Annotated in this window: 16 protein-coding genes; 9 read left to right on the forward strand and 7 right to left on the reverse strand. The window is 61.1% G+C overall.

What is annotated here, in order from left to right; genetic code table 11:
- Window positions 1-215 precede the first annotated feature (215 nt).
- Window positions 216-1,160 (reverse strand): DnaJ C-terminal domain-containing protein, encoded by a 945-nt coding sequence (locus AO064_RS15985; protein WP_012721960.1) that lies wholly within the window; start codon window positions 1,158-1,160, stop codon window positions 216-218.
- A 238-nt stretch (window positions 1,161-1,398) separates the two neighbouring features.
- On the opposite strand from AO064_RS15985, the gene AO064_RS15990 reads away from it, so the two are divergent.
- Window positions 1,399-2,667, forward strand: coding sequence for an Hsp70 family protein (locus AO064_RS15990; protein WP_064053960.1), 1,269 nt, complete (start codon window positions 1,399-1,401; stop codon window positions 2,665-2,667).
- A gap of 140 nt (window positions 2,668-2,807) precedes the next feature.
- Here the strand turns inward: AO064_RS15990 and AO064_RS15995 are convergent, their stop codons facing one another.
- The 3 genes from AO064_RS15995 to AO064_RS16005 form a co-directional block, all read right to left on the reverse strand.
- Window positions 2,808-3,821 (reverse strand): AI-2E family transporter, encoded by a 1,014-nt coding sequence (locus AO064_RS15995; protein WP_012721958.1) that lies wholly within the window; start codon window positions 3,819-3,821, stop codon window positions 2,808-2,810.
- A gap of 229 nt (window positions 3,822-4,050) precedes the next feature.
- A complete protein-coding gene (locus AO064_RS16000) occupies window positions 4,051-4,353 on the reverse strand; it encodes a PsiF family protein (RefSeq protein ID WP_010213547.1) in 303 nt (100 codons plus the stop codon).
- 71 nt (window positions 4,354-4,424) lie between these two features.
- Complete coding sequence (locus tag AO064_RS16005) at window positions 4,425-5,213, reverse strand: AraC family transcriptional regulator (protein WP_064053961.1); 789 nt, start codon at window positions 5,211-5,213, stop codon at window positions 4,425-4,427.
- A 97-nt stretch (window positions 5,214-5,310) separates the two neighbouring features.
- Between AO064_RS16005 and AO064_RS16010 the strand changes: the two genes are divergently transcribed.
- Complete coding sequence (locus AO064_RS16010) at window positions 5,311-6,180, forward strand: DMT family transporter (protein ID WP_064053962.1); 870 nt, start codon at window positions 5,311-5,313, stop codon at window positions 6,178-6,180.
- Here AO064_RS16010 and AO064_RS16015 read toward each other — a convergent pair.
- On the reverse strand, window positions 6,177-7,067 hold the full coding sequence (locus AO064_RS16015; protein ID WP_064053963.1) for an esterase/lipase family protein: 891 nt from the start codon (window positions 7,065-7,067) through the stop codon (window positions 6,177-6,179). The two genes, AO064_RS16010 and AO064_RS16015, sit on opposite strands and share 4 nt — an antisense overlap.
- A gap of 168 nt (window positions 7,068-7,235) precedes the next feature.
- Between AO064_RS16015 and AO064_RS16020 the strand changes: the two genes are divergently transcribed.
- Entirely contained in the window at window positions 7,236-7,766 is a 531-nt protein-coding gene (locus AO064_RS16020; protein ID WP_010213553.1) for a ferritin-like domain-containing protein, read from the forward strand.
- A gap of 132 nt (window positions 7,767-7,898) precedes the next feature.
- Here AO064_RS16020 and AO064_RS16025 read toward each other — a convergent pair whose 3' ends face one another.
- Window positions 7,899-9,968, reverse strand: coding sequence for an AsmA family protein (locus tag AO064_RS16025; RefSeq protein ID WP_064053964.1), 2,070 nt, complete (start codon window positions 9,966-9,968; stop codon window positions 7,899-7,901).
- 359 nt (window positions 9,969-10,327) lie between these two features.
- Here AO064_RS16025 and AO064_RS16030 point away from each other — a divergent pair, with 359 nt between their 5' ends.
- Together AO064_RS16030 and AO064_RS16035 are read left to right on the forward strand one after the other, a co-directional pair.
- A complete protein-coding gene (locus AO064_RS16030; protein WP_043204703.1) occupies window positions 10,328-10,780 on the forward strand; it encodes a hypothetical protein in 453 nt (150 codons plus the stop codon).
- A gap of 166 nt (window positions 10,781-10,946) precedes the next feature.
- Window positions 10,947-11,579 (forward strand): TetR family transcriptional regulator, encoded by a 633-nt coding sequence (locus AO064_RS16035; protein ID WP_012721951.1) that lies wholly within the window; start codon window positions 10,947-10,949, stop codon window positions 11,577-11,579.
- A gap of 5 nt (window positions 11,580-11,584) precedes the next feature.
- On the opposite strand, the gene AO064_RS16040 is transcribed toward AO064_RS16035, so the two are convergent.
- Window positions 11,585-12,082 carry a C40 family peptidase gene (locus tag AO064_RS16040; protein ID WP_064053965.1) on the reverse strand — a complete coding sequence of 166 codons (498 nt, stop codon included), beginning with the start codon at window positions 12,080-12,082 and terminating at the stop codon, window positions 11,585-11,587.
- Window positions 12,083-12,358: 276 nt separating this feature from the next.
- On the opposite strand from AO064_RS16040, the gene ureE reads away from it, so the two are divergent.
- From ureE to AO064_RS16060, 4 genes are read left to right on the forward strand one after another with little or no spacing between them, the layout of a single operon-like run.
- On the forward strand, window positions 12,359-12,859 hold the full coding sequence (ureE, locus tag AO064_RS16045; RefSeq protein ID WP_064053966.1) for an urease accessory protein UreE: 501 nt from the start codon (window positions 12,359-12,361) through the stop codon (window positions 12,857-12,859).
- The gene (locus AO064_RS16050; RefSeq protein WP_064053967.1) at window positions 12,856-13,530 is read left to right on the forward strand and encodes an urease accessory protein UreF; all 675 of its coding nucleotides are present in this window, start codon (window positions 12,856-12,858) and stop codon (window positions 13,528-13,530) included. The genes ureE and AO064_RS16050 overlap by 4 nt, the downstream gene beginning before the upstream one ends.
- Before the next feature lie 12 nt (window positions 13,531-13,542).
- Window positions 13,543-14,157 carry an urease accessory protein UreG gene (ureG, locus tag AO064_RS16055; protein ID WP_012721947.1) on the forward strand — a complete coding sequence of 205 codons (615 nt, stop codon included), beginning with the start codon at window positions 13,543-13,545 and terminating at the stop codon, window positions 14,155-14,157.
- A 22-nt stretch (window positions 14,158-14,179) separates the two neighbouring features.
- Window positions 14,180-14,752 (forward strand): HupE/UreJ family protein, encoded by a 573-nt coding sequence (locus AO064_RS16060; protein WP_012721946.1) that lies wholly within the window; start codon window positions 14,180-14,182, stop codon window positions 14,750-14,752.
- The last annotated feature ends 46 nt before the right edge of the window (window positions 14,753-14,798 follow it).

Raw genomic sequence — 14,798 nt, forward strand, 5'->3', positions numbered from 1 at the left:
TGTATCGCTTTGAGGGCTTTGCGCCGAGCCGTTGACGATTGCAATAGGCACTGCGGGATGGCGTTTTTGATCAGTTCAAAGTGGACGCCTTGATGGCGCGTCACGGGCCTGTTTGGGGCTGACAGTTCTGGCATTGCGGGGACCTGCGCGTAAATTAAGACGGATCGCTTAATCTACGCATGGCCCCCTGCAGATGGACGTCAACTAAATACCCCTTAGTTGCTCCAGGCTTCCCTCGGATCGAACGCGGCCTTTTGCGCCAGTTCCTGCCACAGCGCCTTGACCTCGTCATCCGTGTTCTTCGGCATGACCGCCTTGAGTTGCACAAACAGGTAGCCGCGCTGCCCGGCCTTGTTCAGCAAGCCATGGCCCTTGGCGCGCATACGCTGGCCGTTCTGGCTGCCGGCCGGCACCTTGAGGTTGATCTTGCCGGTGAGGGTCGGCACCGCCACTTCCGTGCCCAACGCCAATTCCCATGGCGCCAGGGGCAGGTTGATGATCAGGTTTTCGCCGTCCACTTCGAACTTGGGGTGCGGGGCAAACTTGATGATCAGGTACAGGTCGCCATTGGCCCCACCGCCAATCCCCGGCGCGCCCTGGCCCTTGAGGCGGATACGCTCGCCATCGGCCACACCGGCCGGGATCTTCACATTCAGGCTCTTGGTGGTGTTGCTGACATGGCGGCCCGAGGCGTCGTATTGCGGCACCTGGAAGCTGATCTGCTTGGACTCGGTGGACAGCGTTTCCTCCAGGAATACCGACAGCTGCATCTCCACGTCCTGGCCTTTACGCCCGGCAGGACGGCGCTGGCCACCCCCGAAGGCATCGCCGCGCGAGCCGAAGATCGAGCTGAAGAAGTCCGAAAAATCCTCACCACCGCCGCCACCGCCATAGCCGCCACGGCTCTGCCAGCCCGGTGGTCCCTGGAACGGTTGGCCGTGTTGGCCGTATTTGCGCAGTTCGTCGTATTCGGCGCGTTTGTCGGCGCTTTTAAGCGCTTCATAGGCTTCGGATGCGTCCTTGAACTTGGCTTCGGCGTCTTTTTCCTTGCTGACATCAGGATGATACTTGCGTGCGAGCTTGCGATAGGCCGCCTTGATTTCCTTGTCATCGGCGGTCGGCTCGACACCCAGAATCTTGTAGTAGTCTTTGAAATCCATCGGCGGTTCACCATCCTTTATCGAGATCGCACAGCCCGGGGCACAACGTGCGCTGCTTTGCACCTGTTGAGTCTTGTGGCCTGGGGGTGCGTCAAAGTGTTATCGGCACTTGCCGTATGCAGCAGATGTGGGGGCAAATCCCCCAGTTTCAAGCACGATTTAACGGATGGTCGGCCTACGCATCCGCCCTCGACTGGCATACACTGCGCGGCCGTTTTTCAACCGGAACCCGATAGACATGAAAAACCCATCCCCAGCCCGTGCCTGCGGTATCGACTTTGGCACGTCCAACTCCACCGTCGGCTGGATCCGTCCCGGCATGGAAACGCTTATCGCGCTGGAGGACGACAAGATCACCCTGCCGTCGGTGGTGTTCTTCAACTTCGAGGAGCGCCGCCCGGTCTACGGTCGCCTGGCGCTGCACGAATACCTGGAGAACTATGAAGGCCGGCTGATGCGCTCGCTCAAGAGCCTGCTGGGTTCCAAGCTGATCAAGCACGACACCAGCGTGCTCGGCACCGCGATGCCCTTCACCGACCTGCTGGCGCTGTTTATCGGCCAACTCAAGAGCCGCGCCGAAGCGAACGCCGGCCGCGAGTTCGAAGAAGTGGTGCTGGGCCGCCCGGTGTTCTTCGTCGATGACGACCCAATGGCCGACCAGGAAGCCGAAAACACCCTGGTCGACGTGGCGCGCAAGATCGGCTTCAAGGACATCTCGTTCCAGTACGAGCCGATTGCGGCCGCATTCGACTACGAGTCCACCATCGAGAAGGAAGAGCTGGTGCTGATCGTCGACATCGGCGGGGGTACTTCCGACTTCTCCCTGGTGCGCCTGTCCCCGGACCGCCGTCACAACGACAACCGCCACGATGACATCCTCGCCACCGGCGGTGTGCACATCGGCGGTACCGACTTCGACAAACAGCTCAGCCTGCAAGGCATGATGCCGCTGTTCGGCTACGGCAGCCGCATGAAAAGCGGCGCCTACATGCCCACCAGCCACCACATGAACCTGGCCACCTGGCACACCATCAACTCGGTGTACTCGCAAAAATCCCAGCTGGCCCTGGGCAGCATGCGCTACGACATCGAAGACACCGGCGGCATCGACCGCCTGTTCAAGTTGATTGAACAGCGCGCCGGGCACTGGCTGGCGATGGAAGTGGAAGAAACCAAGATCCAACTGACCCACGAAGACAACCGCCACGTGTTGCTGGACCGGGTTGAACCGGGGTTGAGCGTGGAGCTGAGCCGGGCACTGTTTGAGTCGGCCATTGATGGCTTGCTGGAGCGCGTGCGCAACAGCGTTACGCAACTGCTGACCGACGCCTCGGTGAGCGTGGCGCAGGTGGACACGGTGTTCTTTACCGGGGGTTCCAGCGGCATTCCGGCACTGCGCCACAGCATCTCGGCGATGTTGCCGAATGCGCGGCATGTGGAAGGGAATATCTTTGGCAGTATCGGTAGCGGGTTGGCGATTGAGGCCAGTAAGCGCTACGGCTGCTGAATTTCACCTGAAACACCGGGGTGACGCCATCGGGGGCAAGCCCCCTCCCACACTGACTGTGTTCACACGTCGACAGGTGTAACCACAGTACATGTGAGAGGGGGCTTGCCCCCGATGAGGCCCGCCCAGGCAAACATGCCTTAAACCATTCCGCCCAGCTTCAGCTCACTCTTCAAATACGCATAATAAATCGGCCCCGCCACCACGCCCGGCAGGCCGAATGCGGCTTCAAACACCAGCATCGCCAACAGCAACTCCCACGATTTGGCACTGATCTGCCCGCCCACGATCCGCGCGTTGAGGAAATACTCGACCTTGTGGATCACGATCAAATACCCCAGCGCCGCCACCGCCACCCAGATCGACAGCGACAGCGCGACGATGGTGATCAGGGTGTTGGACATCAGGTTGCCGATGACCGGCAGCAGGCCGAGCAGGAAGGTCAGTACGATCAGGGTCTTGGTCAGCGGCAGGTGGATCCCGCACAACGGCAGCACCACGGCCAGGAATATGGCGGTGAAGGCAGTGTTTAGCGCGGCGATCTTGATCTGGGCGAAAACAATGTTGCGAAACGCCTGGACCAGCAGGTGCAGGCGGTCGAACAGCGCGGCGGCCAGGGGTTTGCGTTTGGTCAGGTCGGGCACGCGTTGCAAGGCGATGATGGCGCCGAGCACCATGCCGATCAGCAGTGTAACGAACATGTGGGCGGCGTCTTTGCCGACCAGTTGCAGTTCACTCAGGTGCTTGCTCAGCCAATCGCCGATGGCCACGCGGAACTCGGCGGCACTGGCGGGCAGGTAGGCGTCGAGGAACGGCGGCAATTGGCCGCGCGCACGGTCGACCACGCCCATGAATTTGTCGAGGGACGCCCCAGGGTTTTCCGCTTCGTGGAGCAGGAAGCTGATGGCGCCAGCAAAGATCAGGGCCAGCACGCTGACAATCAAGGTGCCAAGCAAAGCCACCGCCAGCCAGCGCGCGCGCCGACCTTCGATCAACCGTTGCAGTTGGGGGGTGAGCATGTTGACCAGTTCATAGACCAACAAGCCGGCCAGCAGGCTGGGCAGCAATTTGAGCGGCAGCACCAGCAGCAACCCGCCGAAAATGATGATGTAGCTGGCCAGCAACAACACATGACGCTGAGAAAACGTTGGCATACAGCCTCAAAACGAGCGGCGTTAAAGGATGGGCAGTCTGCCAGCCTTGAGTGAATCAAGCGAGTGGGTAGGTTGTGAATGCGATCAAGTGTGGGAGTTGGCTTGCTGTGGTGAGTGGGGCTTGCCCCTCGACGGCATCACCACACATCCAAATGGGGCTGCTCCGCAGCCCAGCGCGGGGCAAGCCCGCTCACCACAAAAAAACCGCTCCCACCGTCGAGGGGCGTAATCAGCTACCTTTCAGGCAGGTGCTCATAAAGGTTTTACGCGCATCACCGGTCAGCGCTTTGGTTTTCGCCGACGCATTGCAATCCTTCATCTTCTGCTGCTGCGGTGTCAGGGTCTTGGCGTCATTGGCCGCCGGGGCCGACAGGCAGGTCTTCATGAACGCCTTGCGCTCGTCGCCCTTGAGCGTCTTGGTGGTGGCTTCGGCGTTGCAGGTGGTCATTTTGTTTTGCTGGGCGGTGGCGGCAAAACCCTGGGAACACAGCAGCAGGCCCATCATCAACAGCGGAATTCGCAACATCTTCATGGAGTTTTCTCCCTGTTACCGTGCCGGAGGGCACGGCCTACCCAGCAGTGTAGTCAAAGCTTGTTACATCTTCATCGGCCGCGGATATGCGTCCGACGGTACTGCTCAGGGGTGCAACCGGCCTGGCGCTGGAACATGGCAATAAACGCCGACGCGGTGCTGTAGCCGAGGTCGAACCCCACCTGTTGCACGCTGCGGTCGCTGTCGAGGGCCTCGATGGCCGCCAGGTAGCGCAGGCGTTGGCGCCACTCGCCAAAGCTCATGCCCAGTTCCCGCACAAACTGGCGCGCCAGGGTGCGTTCGCTCACGTGCACCTGTTCGGCCCAGTGCGCCAGCGGGCGGTTGTCGCCGGGGTCGGCCTGCATGCCTTCCAACACACCGAGCAGGCCGGGGTGACGGGCGTAGGGCAGGAAGCACTCATGGATTGGCGCTTGCTTGAGCTGGTCCACCAGCACTTGGGCCAGGCGGATGTCAGCGTCGGTGTGCGGGATATTCACGTCACGCTGGGCGAAGTCGCTGAGGATGGCCTTGAGAATATCGCTGATGGCCAGGGTACAAGGCTGCTGCGGCAGTTGCTCGCAGAGTTCCGGCGCCAACCCCACCGAGTGATAGACGATCGCTTCGGCGTTGTAGGAGCTGTGCTCGGTATGCGGCGGCACCCACACGGCGTACTGCGGCGGTGACATGAAGCGGCTGCCGGCCACTTCCATGCGCATCACCCCCCTCGCAGAGTAATCCAGCGAGCCCCAGAAATGCTGGTGTGGGGTGCATTCGGTATCCGGTGCGAAGTCCGAGTAGCGGAAGTACACCGGGCTCGGCAACCGAGGGAAATCCGCAAGGCGTACGTTGTGCTTGGCCATATTGTCTGGATACAAAGGTCGTTTGTCTGGATCGCAGTATAAGCTTCGATCCAGACAATGGATAATCCTGCCTCATCTACACACCGGGCTCCTTTCGATGCAATACGCTTATCCCTTGCTGGCCATTTTTATCTGGGCCGGCAACACCGTCGTCAACAAACTGGCTGTGGGCTCGATCTTCCCGGCGGAAATCGGCTTTTATCGCTGGCTGCTGGCGGCGCTGCTGTTTACGCCATTCATGGTCAAGCCGGTGATCGCCAATTGGGCGCTGATCCGCCCAAACCTGGGCAAAGTGTTCATCCTTGGCGTACTCGGCATGGCGGTGTATCAAAGCCTGGCGTACTACGCCGCGTCGCTGACCAGCGCCACCAACATGGGCATTATCCTGTCGCTGATGCCGTTGATGGCGCTGACGGCGGCCATCATCAGCCTCGGCCAGCGCCTGACCTACGGCGCGCTGACCGGCGCGGTGCTGTCATTCGCCGGCGTGGTCGTGGTGGTGTCGGCCGGCAGCCTCGGCGCACTGCTGGAGCATGGGGTCAACCTGGGCGACGGCATGATGCTGGTCGCGACCCTGGCGTATGCGGTCTACAGCACCCTGCTGAAGAAATGGCAACTGCGCCTGCCACCGCTGGTGTTGCTGTATCTACAGGTACTGGTGGCGGTGGTGGTGCTGTTTCCGCTGTTCCTGTTCTCGGCCAAGGCCGGCCTTGGCTGGGCGAACATTCCGCTGGTGCTGTATGCATGCCTGCTGGCTTCGATGTTGGCGCCGCTGGCGTGGATGCATTCGGTGAAGACCTTGGGCCCGAGCCGCACAACGTTGTTTTTCAACCTGCTGCCGCTGATCACCGCGTTGATTGCCGCCGTGGTGTTGAAGGAGGAACTGGCGCTGTATCACTTGGTAGGCGGTCTGCTGACCTTGGGCGGGGTGATCTTGTCGGAGCGCTGGACCACGCCGGTGCGTTAAACCCCGGCCGCCTTCAAGCGCCGGGCATGCTCGACAAACAGCCGGATCGGCTCGGCCCCCTTGCCCACCAGCCCGAGCGACTGGTTGACGATATCAAAGTGGTCCAAGGGGTAGTCATCACCGATCACCAAGCCCAGGTGTGAGCTGTAGCGCCCGACCATGCCGTCGCACTGGCCCTTTTCGCGCACGAAGCTGCGGGCGAACACGCGGCAGCTGCGATTCGTGCCGTCGAAAAGGTTGCGGCCACGGTCGGTGATACCCGGTTGCAAGGTGCCGGACCACGAGTAATAGCGCACGCCATTGACCTCCTCGGCGCCCTGCCCGCCCCATGTCTGCGGCAACCCCTGTGGATAGTTTTGATTGAACAGCGCCACGCCGGCGCTGGTCAGGGAGTGGTGGGACGCCTGCAAATCCGCCTTGAAGCGTGGCCCGCGGTACCCGGTTTCCAACACGCCCATCACCCAGGCGGCCAGGTGAAACAGCGCGCTCATGATCCGACCTTTGGCGCCGTCAACGGGGTAATGGGTGTGGATATGGTCTGCCAGTTCCGACCCATGGTTGGGCCCGGCCACCGAGGTCACCGACGCCACCCACTCCGGGCGCTTGGCCGCCGCGTATCGGGCAGTGAGTGCGCCTTGGCTATGGCCGATCAGGTTGACCTTGTCGGCCCCGGTTTCACGGCGAAGGCGCTCGATCTGCACCAGCAATTGCTCGCCGCGCACCTCGCTGGAATCCAGCGGCGCCACGTGTACGGGAAACACCTGCGCCCCACCCGCCCGCAGTGCCGGGACGATGCCGTACCAGTAGGGGAACCACCCCAGGCGCACGAATCCGAGCATGCCGGGCACCAACACCAGGGGGTAACGCGTGGCTAATGACTGCGGCATGGGCCGAACGTCCGTGATCAGGAAGGGATGCCAATAGGCTAGCCGAGTCCCGCGACGAGGTTGTGACATAAATCCGATAAAACTTTTTGCGCAGCCCACCACTCACAACTGGAAGCGATCACGCCGACAGAGCGTGGCGTAAACCCGGATTAGCCCCAGGAGATTGAGATGACTGAAGCAAACTTGACTGACGTTGCGACCCTGCGCAGCCGCGCCCGCCAGAACGTCGAAAACGGTGCCGTGACCGAGGGTTACGACGCCGACCGCGAAGAGATCATTCGCCTGCTGAACGCCTCGCTGGCCACTGAGCTGGTCTGCGTATTGCGCTACAAGCGTCATTACTTCATGGCCAGTGGCATCAAGGCCGCGGTGGCCGCGCAGGAATTCCTCGAGCACGCGACTCAGGAAGCCGAACACGCCGATAAACTCGCCGAGCGCATCGTGCAGCTGGGCGGTGAACCGGAGTTCAACCCGGACCTGTTGTCGAAGAACTCCCACGCGCAGTACGTCGCGGGCAAAGACCTGAAGGAAATGGTCTACGAAGATCTGGTCGCTGAGCGCATCGCCGTGGACAGCTACCGCGAAATCATCCAGTACATCGGCGATAAAGACCCAACCACGCGCCGTCTGTTCGAAGAAATCCTCGCTCAGGAAGAAGAGCACGCCGATGACATGGCGGATATTCTCGAAAGCCTGTAACCCAGCAACACGCAATACCTATGTGGGAGGGGCTTGCTCCCGATAGCGGTGGATCAGTCAATTGAGATATCGACTGATATGCCGCCATCGGGAGCAAGCCCCCTCCCACATTTGTTAACTGTGTATGACCCGTTAGCCTTTCACGGTCTTGGGCGCCTTGCCTTCCTTCATCTGTTGCAGCAACGGTGCGCACTCATTGGGCTCACCACCGCTTGGGGCAACCAGTGCCAGCAGCCCGGCGGCCGGACCAGCGATGACACCCAGCGCCACCATGCCTGCGCCACGCAGCGCCAGGGGGATGGCTTTCACACCGGCATTCGGCTTGATAAACGGTCCGTTCACGTACAACGGTGAACGCAGGGAGAACAGGCGGAAGCCTTTAGATTCCGGGGTGACGGTCAGGTCCAACTGCTCCGTGGCCATGTTCGCCGTGCCATCGATGTAGATGATGGCGTTCTCCGTATCGAACACAAACAACCGCGTCGTCGCCAGGCCGGTCTTGATCCCGAAGTCTGCTGCCGCGCAGTTGATCTTCACTTCCTTGTCGCCAAACAAGCGACCTACCACGTAGTTGCCCACATTGAGCCCGGCGATTTCCATCAGGCCACGGCTGATTGCGCCGTCGTTGATCAGCATCTTCAGGTCACCGTTGGATGTGCCCAGCAGCGCTGCCACGGAATTACCGCGACCGGAAATATCGGCATCGCCGTTCAGTTCACCAAAGCTGGTTTTCATCGGTTCGAACGTCGGGAACAACTGCTTGAGCTTGAAGTTGCGCGCGGTGAGTTTGGCGCGGCCTTCCATCGGGGTCGTGCGACCGTTCAAACGGATTTGTGCGTCCAACTTGCCGCCGGCCACGCCGAAACGCAGGGGTTCGAGGCTCAGTTCGCCGTCATTGAGCACCAAGTGGGTGTAGAGGTCGGTGAAGGGCAGATCGGCACTGTGCACGATGCGCTTGCCGGTAAATTCCACATCGGCATCCATGACACGCCAGCGCTCGGTGCGGAACTCTTCCACCGGCAGCACTTTGTTCGCGGGTTGCTTGCTGTCAGCGCCACGGGCTTTTTGCTTGGCATTGGAGTCGGCACCGATCAGGGGGGCGAGGTCGGTCATCAGCAGTTGGTTGGACACCAGCGCACCGCTGAGCTTAGGCCGCGGCTGGCTGGCGACGTAGGCGAGGTCACCATGGATATCGCTGTTGCCGATCTTGCCGTTGAAGTTGTCATAGCGGAACGAGGCGCCATTGGCTTCGTGCAGCTTGGCGATCAGGTGACCGTCGGTGGAATAGGCCGGTGAGTCCGGCAGGGTCACGCCGGTCAGCGGGTAGAGGTTGCCCAGGCTGGAACCGGCGAGCTTCAGGCGCAGGTCGAGGGCCCCCAGGTTGAGCGGGTCAGTGAGGGTGCCAGCCAGGGCGATGCTGGTGTCGGCAATCTTGACTTGGGCCTGCAACGGGAACGGCTTGGCCGCGTCCTGCAGGGCCAGCAGGCCGCCGATCTTGCCGCTGCCGTCGAGTTTCTGGCCGTGATACTGGCCTTTGACCTTGAGGGCGAATGCGTAGTCCTGGGGCGCGGAACCTTTCTCCAACGCCTTCTTGGCATCGGCATCGCCGACGATTTCGCCGAAGGGAATGGGCTTGCCCAGCGGATCGATGATCACATCCAGTTGGGTCTTGAGGGTTTGGTCGTCGAGGGTCACGTGGCCCTTGTCGAAGCCGATGGCACCGATGTCCACCACCCAGTTGGAAGGTTCGGCGTCAGGGTCCTTGGGGTCGAACTTGAAGGTCCAGTTGGCGCGCCCGTCAGCCAGGCGCTGCAGCTGCGCGTCCGGCTCAGTGAGGTAGATGCGCGGGATCACCACGCGCTGCACCAGCAACGCCAGGGGCGAGATACGCAGTTCAACCTTTTTGAGGGTGACCATATGGGGTTTTTTCGACCAGTCGGGGTTGCCCAGGGTCAGGTCCTCGGCAATCACGTGAGGCCACGGTACCCAGGCGCGCCAACCGCCCTCATCGGGCTCACGCGCCCATACCACCGCCAGGTTGCCGTTGATGGCAAACGGTCGATGCAACTCCTCGGAAACCTTGGCATTGAGTGGCGGCTTGATGCGGTTCCAGTCAAAGAACACCAGGACCAATACCACCACGGCGATTAACAGTACGAAGCTGGCGCAGCTCCAAGCGACGATTTTACGAGTGCGCGTCATTGCACATAACTCCTGAATACGACTGGCTGGGTGACAGCCTTTAAGGACAGCTTATAGAACTACGACTGGCAAACCCTACGGGGGTTTAACCCAATCCTGGATTTGCCGGGAAAAACCTCAATTTCTGACCAGCTCGACAGATTCCCCCTACGAAGGCGCACCATTGTTACCCATGCGCGTGTCGAAAATACCCACACCGGTGCAAAACCGCGTGCTTGAGAGGCCCGTTCTAGAGCCCCCGCCAAGAACAATCAATTCCGTTGATTATTACCATTGTGTTTATGAACTTTTATATCGACTTATCGAGAGTAGCATTAGCCCTGTACCCACTTTATCGCCCTCCCAAGGAGCAACCCATTATGAAACGCCAAGTACTCGCTACCGTCCTGTTATCCATCCTGGCTTCCAGCGCCTTTGCCCTGCCAGCTGCCGAACAGGTCACTCCACAAGTCAAAGCCGACGCCGTTCACTTCAACCAGACGTTGGCCCGCAGCGGTTCGCAAGAAGACGAGAACCGTGACTACGCCAAAGGCGCTGTTGCTGAAAACGGTTCGGAACACGCCAACAAACGCGCTTACACCGAAGGCCTGACCGAAAATGGCCGCAACCGCCTCGAACAAAAAGGCTTGGTTGAAGGCGGTGCTGACCGCCTGCAGGAACGTAACGCTGTTGCCGAAGGCGGCCGTGATCGCCTGGAACAGAAAGGTTTGGTTGAAGGCGGCGCTGAACAAGCCAACGAACGCGCCTACACCGAAGGTGTTGCCGAAGGCGGTGCAGACCGTCTGCAAGAACTGCATCAAGCACAGAGCTAACCCCGTGGTGGCCCAGAAAAAAGCCCGATCAGTCGATCGGGCTTTTGACTTTTTGTAGGCCCTGTTTGTAGACCCTGACACGCCCGTCCTCCCCGCCAAGTTCGACGCCAGCGAAGCTGTTTTGCTAGAGTGCGTCGCTGTACTTGCCGACAAAGCCCGCCCGCCCATGCTGCCCCGCGCCGAACAGAAGCAACAGACCCGCCTCGCCCTGATGGACGCAGCCCGCCATCTGATGGAGTGTGGCCGTGGGTTTGGCAGCCTGAGCCTGCGCGAAGTGGCGAAGACGGCCGGCATCGTGCCCACCGGTTTTTATCGTCATTTTGCCGACATGGACCAACTGGGACTCGTGCTGGTGAGTGAAGTGGGCCAGACCTTCCGCGCCACGATCCGCCTGGTGCGCCACAACGAATTCGTGATGGGCGGCATTATCGATGCCTCCGTGCGGATCTTTCTCGATGTGGTCTCGGCCAACCGTTCGCAATTCCTGTTCCTGGCCCGCGAGCAATACGGTGGCTGCCTGGCCGTGCGCCAAGCGATTGGTGCATTGCGCGAAGACATCACCCGTGATTTGGCTGCCGACCTGACGCTGATGCCCAAACTGCAGCATCTGGATCCAGAAGGCCTGCACGTGATGGCCGACTTGATCGTCAAGAGCGTGTTCGCCACCCTCCCCGACATCATCGACCCACCCGCCCAGGCGCTGCCGGACCACCTCACGCCCCAGGCGAAAATCACCCAGCAATTGCGCTTCATCTTTATTGGCTTGAAGCATTGGCAAGGGCTGGGCAGCACTGAATAAGGCAATCACCCCGACGAGTGAAAACGCTTGGCGGTGGTGTAGCTTTTGTTCCAGTAGGTGTTGCTCAAGGAATCGATACGGACGTTCTTGCCTGTTCGTGGCGAATGGATAAATTTGCCCTCACCTACATAAAGGCCCACGTGGCCGACCTGGCCGCGCCCATTTCCCTTGAAAAACACCGCATCGCCGGGCTCCAGTGCGTTGCGTTTGATGGTGACGGCAGTCGACCGCTGCATGGCCGTCGTGGTGCGCGGTAGTTGGATATTGGCTTGGGTCTTGAACAGATAGACCAGGAAACTGCTGCAATCGAAGCCCTGATCCGCCGAGGTGCCGCCCCACTTGTAAGGCGTACCCAGCAGTTCATGGGCGCGGTCGACCACATCATCGATAGATGCTTGCTTCAGTGAAGCCGTGAACGAGGGATGGGACGTCAGATTGGCGGAAGCCGATGAAAGGGTGAAAGACAGACCCACGATAACCAGGCAACAAAATGACTTGAACATGATGGACGTCGCAGTGAATTAAACACGGCGCACAGCCTACTGTTCTCGCAGGTAAGCTGATGGACGCCGATTCCGCATACCCTGTAGGGAAAATCCGAAAATGCCCATCGCGCGTGCAACCAGCAATAATTCGCACCAATTTGGCGCACTCAAAGAATCTCCTCTCGCCCTATTTAGTGGCGTCAACGTACTGCCTACAGGCAATTCCTACTTCCCATTGAGATTGGCAAGCCCCTTGCTCTAGCTGTTTCATCGCTCATAGCTGGAAGCTTCCTGATGCTGGTGATCCACCGCAGAACCGCCCCTCAAGCCCTCTGGGCCGCCGAGCTGCTGCTGAATTTCGAAGCACGCAGCAAAAGCCGCCTGCGCTGTTTCAGTGCCGACGGTGAAGACGTCGGCCTTTTCCTGGAGCGTGGCCAGCCACCGCTGCACGATGGCGAATTCCTACAGGCTGAAGACGGACGCGTCGTACGTGTGTGTGCTCGGCCTGAACAACTGCTGCACGTGACCTGCAGCAATGCGTTTGAACTGACCCGTGCGGCGTATCACCTGGGCAATCGCCACGTGGCGTTGCAAGTGGGAGACGGCTGGTTGCGCCTGCTCGATGACTATGTGCTCAAGGCCATGCTCGAACAGTTGGGTGCGCAGACTGAAACCATCGAGGCGCCGTTCCAGCCGGAGCATGGCGCCTATGGCGGCGGCCATCATCATTCGCGCCATGGCGACGAAGATTTCAACTACCCCCCCAAGCTGCACCAGTTCGGCGTACGTCTATGAACCCAGCCTGGGCGCTGCTGCGTCTGGCCAGTCCGCAATTGCCGATTGGCGGCTACAGCTATTCCCAGGGCCTGGAAATGGCGGTGGAGAACGGCCGTGTCGCTGACGCGGCCAGTGCGCGACGCTGGATCAGCGACCAGTTGCTGCTCAACCTCGCGCGCTTCGAAGCCCCGTTGCTGCTCGCCCATTGCCAAGCCGCGCTGGAAGCGGATTGGCCACGCCTGGCGCAGCGGTGTGAAGAACACCGCGCCAGCCGCGAAACCCGCGAGCTGTATCAGGAGAGCCGGCAGATGGGCTACTCGCTGCAACAACTGCTCAATGGCCTGCCGGAACTGGACGACGCCGCGCGACGTTTTCTCGAACAACACACCGAGCCGCACCTGGCCTTGGGCTGGGCCCTCGCCGCCCGTGCCTGGCGCATCAGCCCCGCCGACGCACTCGCCGCCTGGCTGTGGAGCTGGCTGGAAAACCAATTGGCCGTGTTGATGAAAACCCTGCCGCTGGGCCAGCAAGCCGCCCAACGCCTGACCAGCGAATTGCTGCCGCTGTTGCAACAAGCCCAGCAGGACGCCAGCCGCATCGACCCCAACCCTCTCGGCAGCGCCGCCTTTGGCCTGTCCCTGGCGTGCATGGCCCACGAGCGCCAGTACAGCCGCCTGTTCCGTTCCTAGGAGAACACACTCATGAACACACAACCTTTGCGCGTCGGCATCGGCGGCCCGGTAGGCTCCGGCAAGACCGCCCTGACCCTGGCCCTGTGCCTCGCGCTGCGTGATCGCTACAACCTGGCCGTGGTCACCAACGACATCTATACCCGCGAAGACGCCGACTTCCTGGTACGTAACCAGGCCCTGGCACCGGAGCGCATCATCGGCGTGGAGACCGGCGGCTGCCCGCACACCGCGATTCGTGAAGACGCCTCGATCAACCTGGAGGCGGTCGACCAACTCAACCGTCGCTTCCCCGGCCTGGACCTGATCCTGGTGGAGTCCGGCGGTGACAACCTCTCGGCCACCTTCAGCCCGGAGCTGTCCGACCTGACCATCTACGTGATCGATGTGTCTGCCGGCGACAAGCTGCCACGCAAGGGCGGGCCCGGCATCTGCAAATCCGACCTGTTGGTGATCAACAAGATCGACCTGGCACCGCTGGTCGGCGCGTCGCTGGAGCTGATGAACAGCGACACCCAGCGCATGCGCAACGGTAAACCCTTTGTGTTCAGCAACCAGAAAACCGGTGTCGGCCTGGAGGAGATCGTCGCCTTCATCGAACGCCAAGGCCTGCTGACCGCCGCCTGATCAACCCATAAGGAACCTGTCCATGAGCCTCAAAAAACTCCTCGCAGCGGCCGCCCTGCTGCTGGCCCCCGCCCTGGCCTTTGCTCACCCGGGCCACGGCGACAACGGCCTGGTGGCCGGTATCAGCCATCCCCTGAGCGGTATCGACCACTTGCTGGCCATGGTGGCGGTCGGTTTGTGGGCCGCCCAACAAAAAGGCGCGGCGCGCTGGGCACTGCCGTGCACCTTTGTCGGCACCATGCTGATCGGCGGCGTGTTGGGTTTTGAAGGCTTGGCGTTGCCGGCGCTGGAAAGCGGGATTGCAGCGTCGGTGCTGGCCCTGGGCCTGGCGGTAGCGCTGGCGGTGCGTCCGCCGCTGTTTATGGCGGTGGGTGCGACGGCCTTGTTCGCGCTGTTCCACGGCGTGGCGCATGGTTTGGAGCTGCCGGACATGTCCAGCCCTTGGGCGTATGCAGCCGGGTTCGTCGGTGCAACGGCGGTGCTGCACGCGGCCGGTTATGCGGTGGTGCGCTTTCTGCCGGCGGCAGCGGCGCCGTTGGTGCGGATTGCCGGGGCGGCTTCGGCGGCGACTGGGGTTTGGTTGCTGGCGGGCTGATTCGCGGCGCTGCTGAAGGCTCCTTCGCGAGCAAGCCCGCTCCCAA

The sequence above is a fragment of the Pseudomonas marginalis genome (genome assembly GCF_001645105.1).
In the GTDB taxonomy this organism is placed as follows: Bacteria; Pseudomonadota; Gammaproteobacteria; order Pseudomonadales; family Pseudomonadaceae; genus Aquipseudomonas; species Aquipseudomonas petroselini.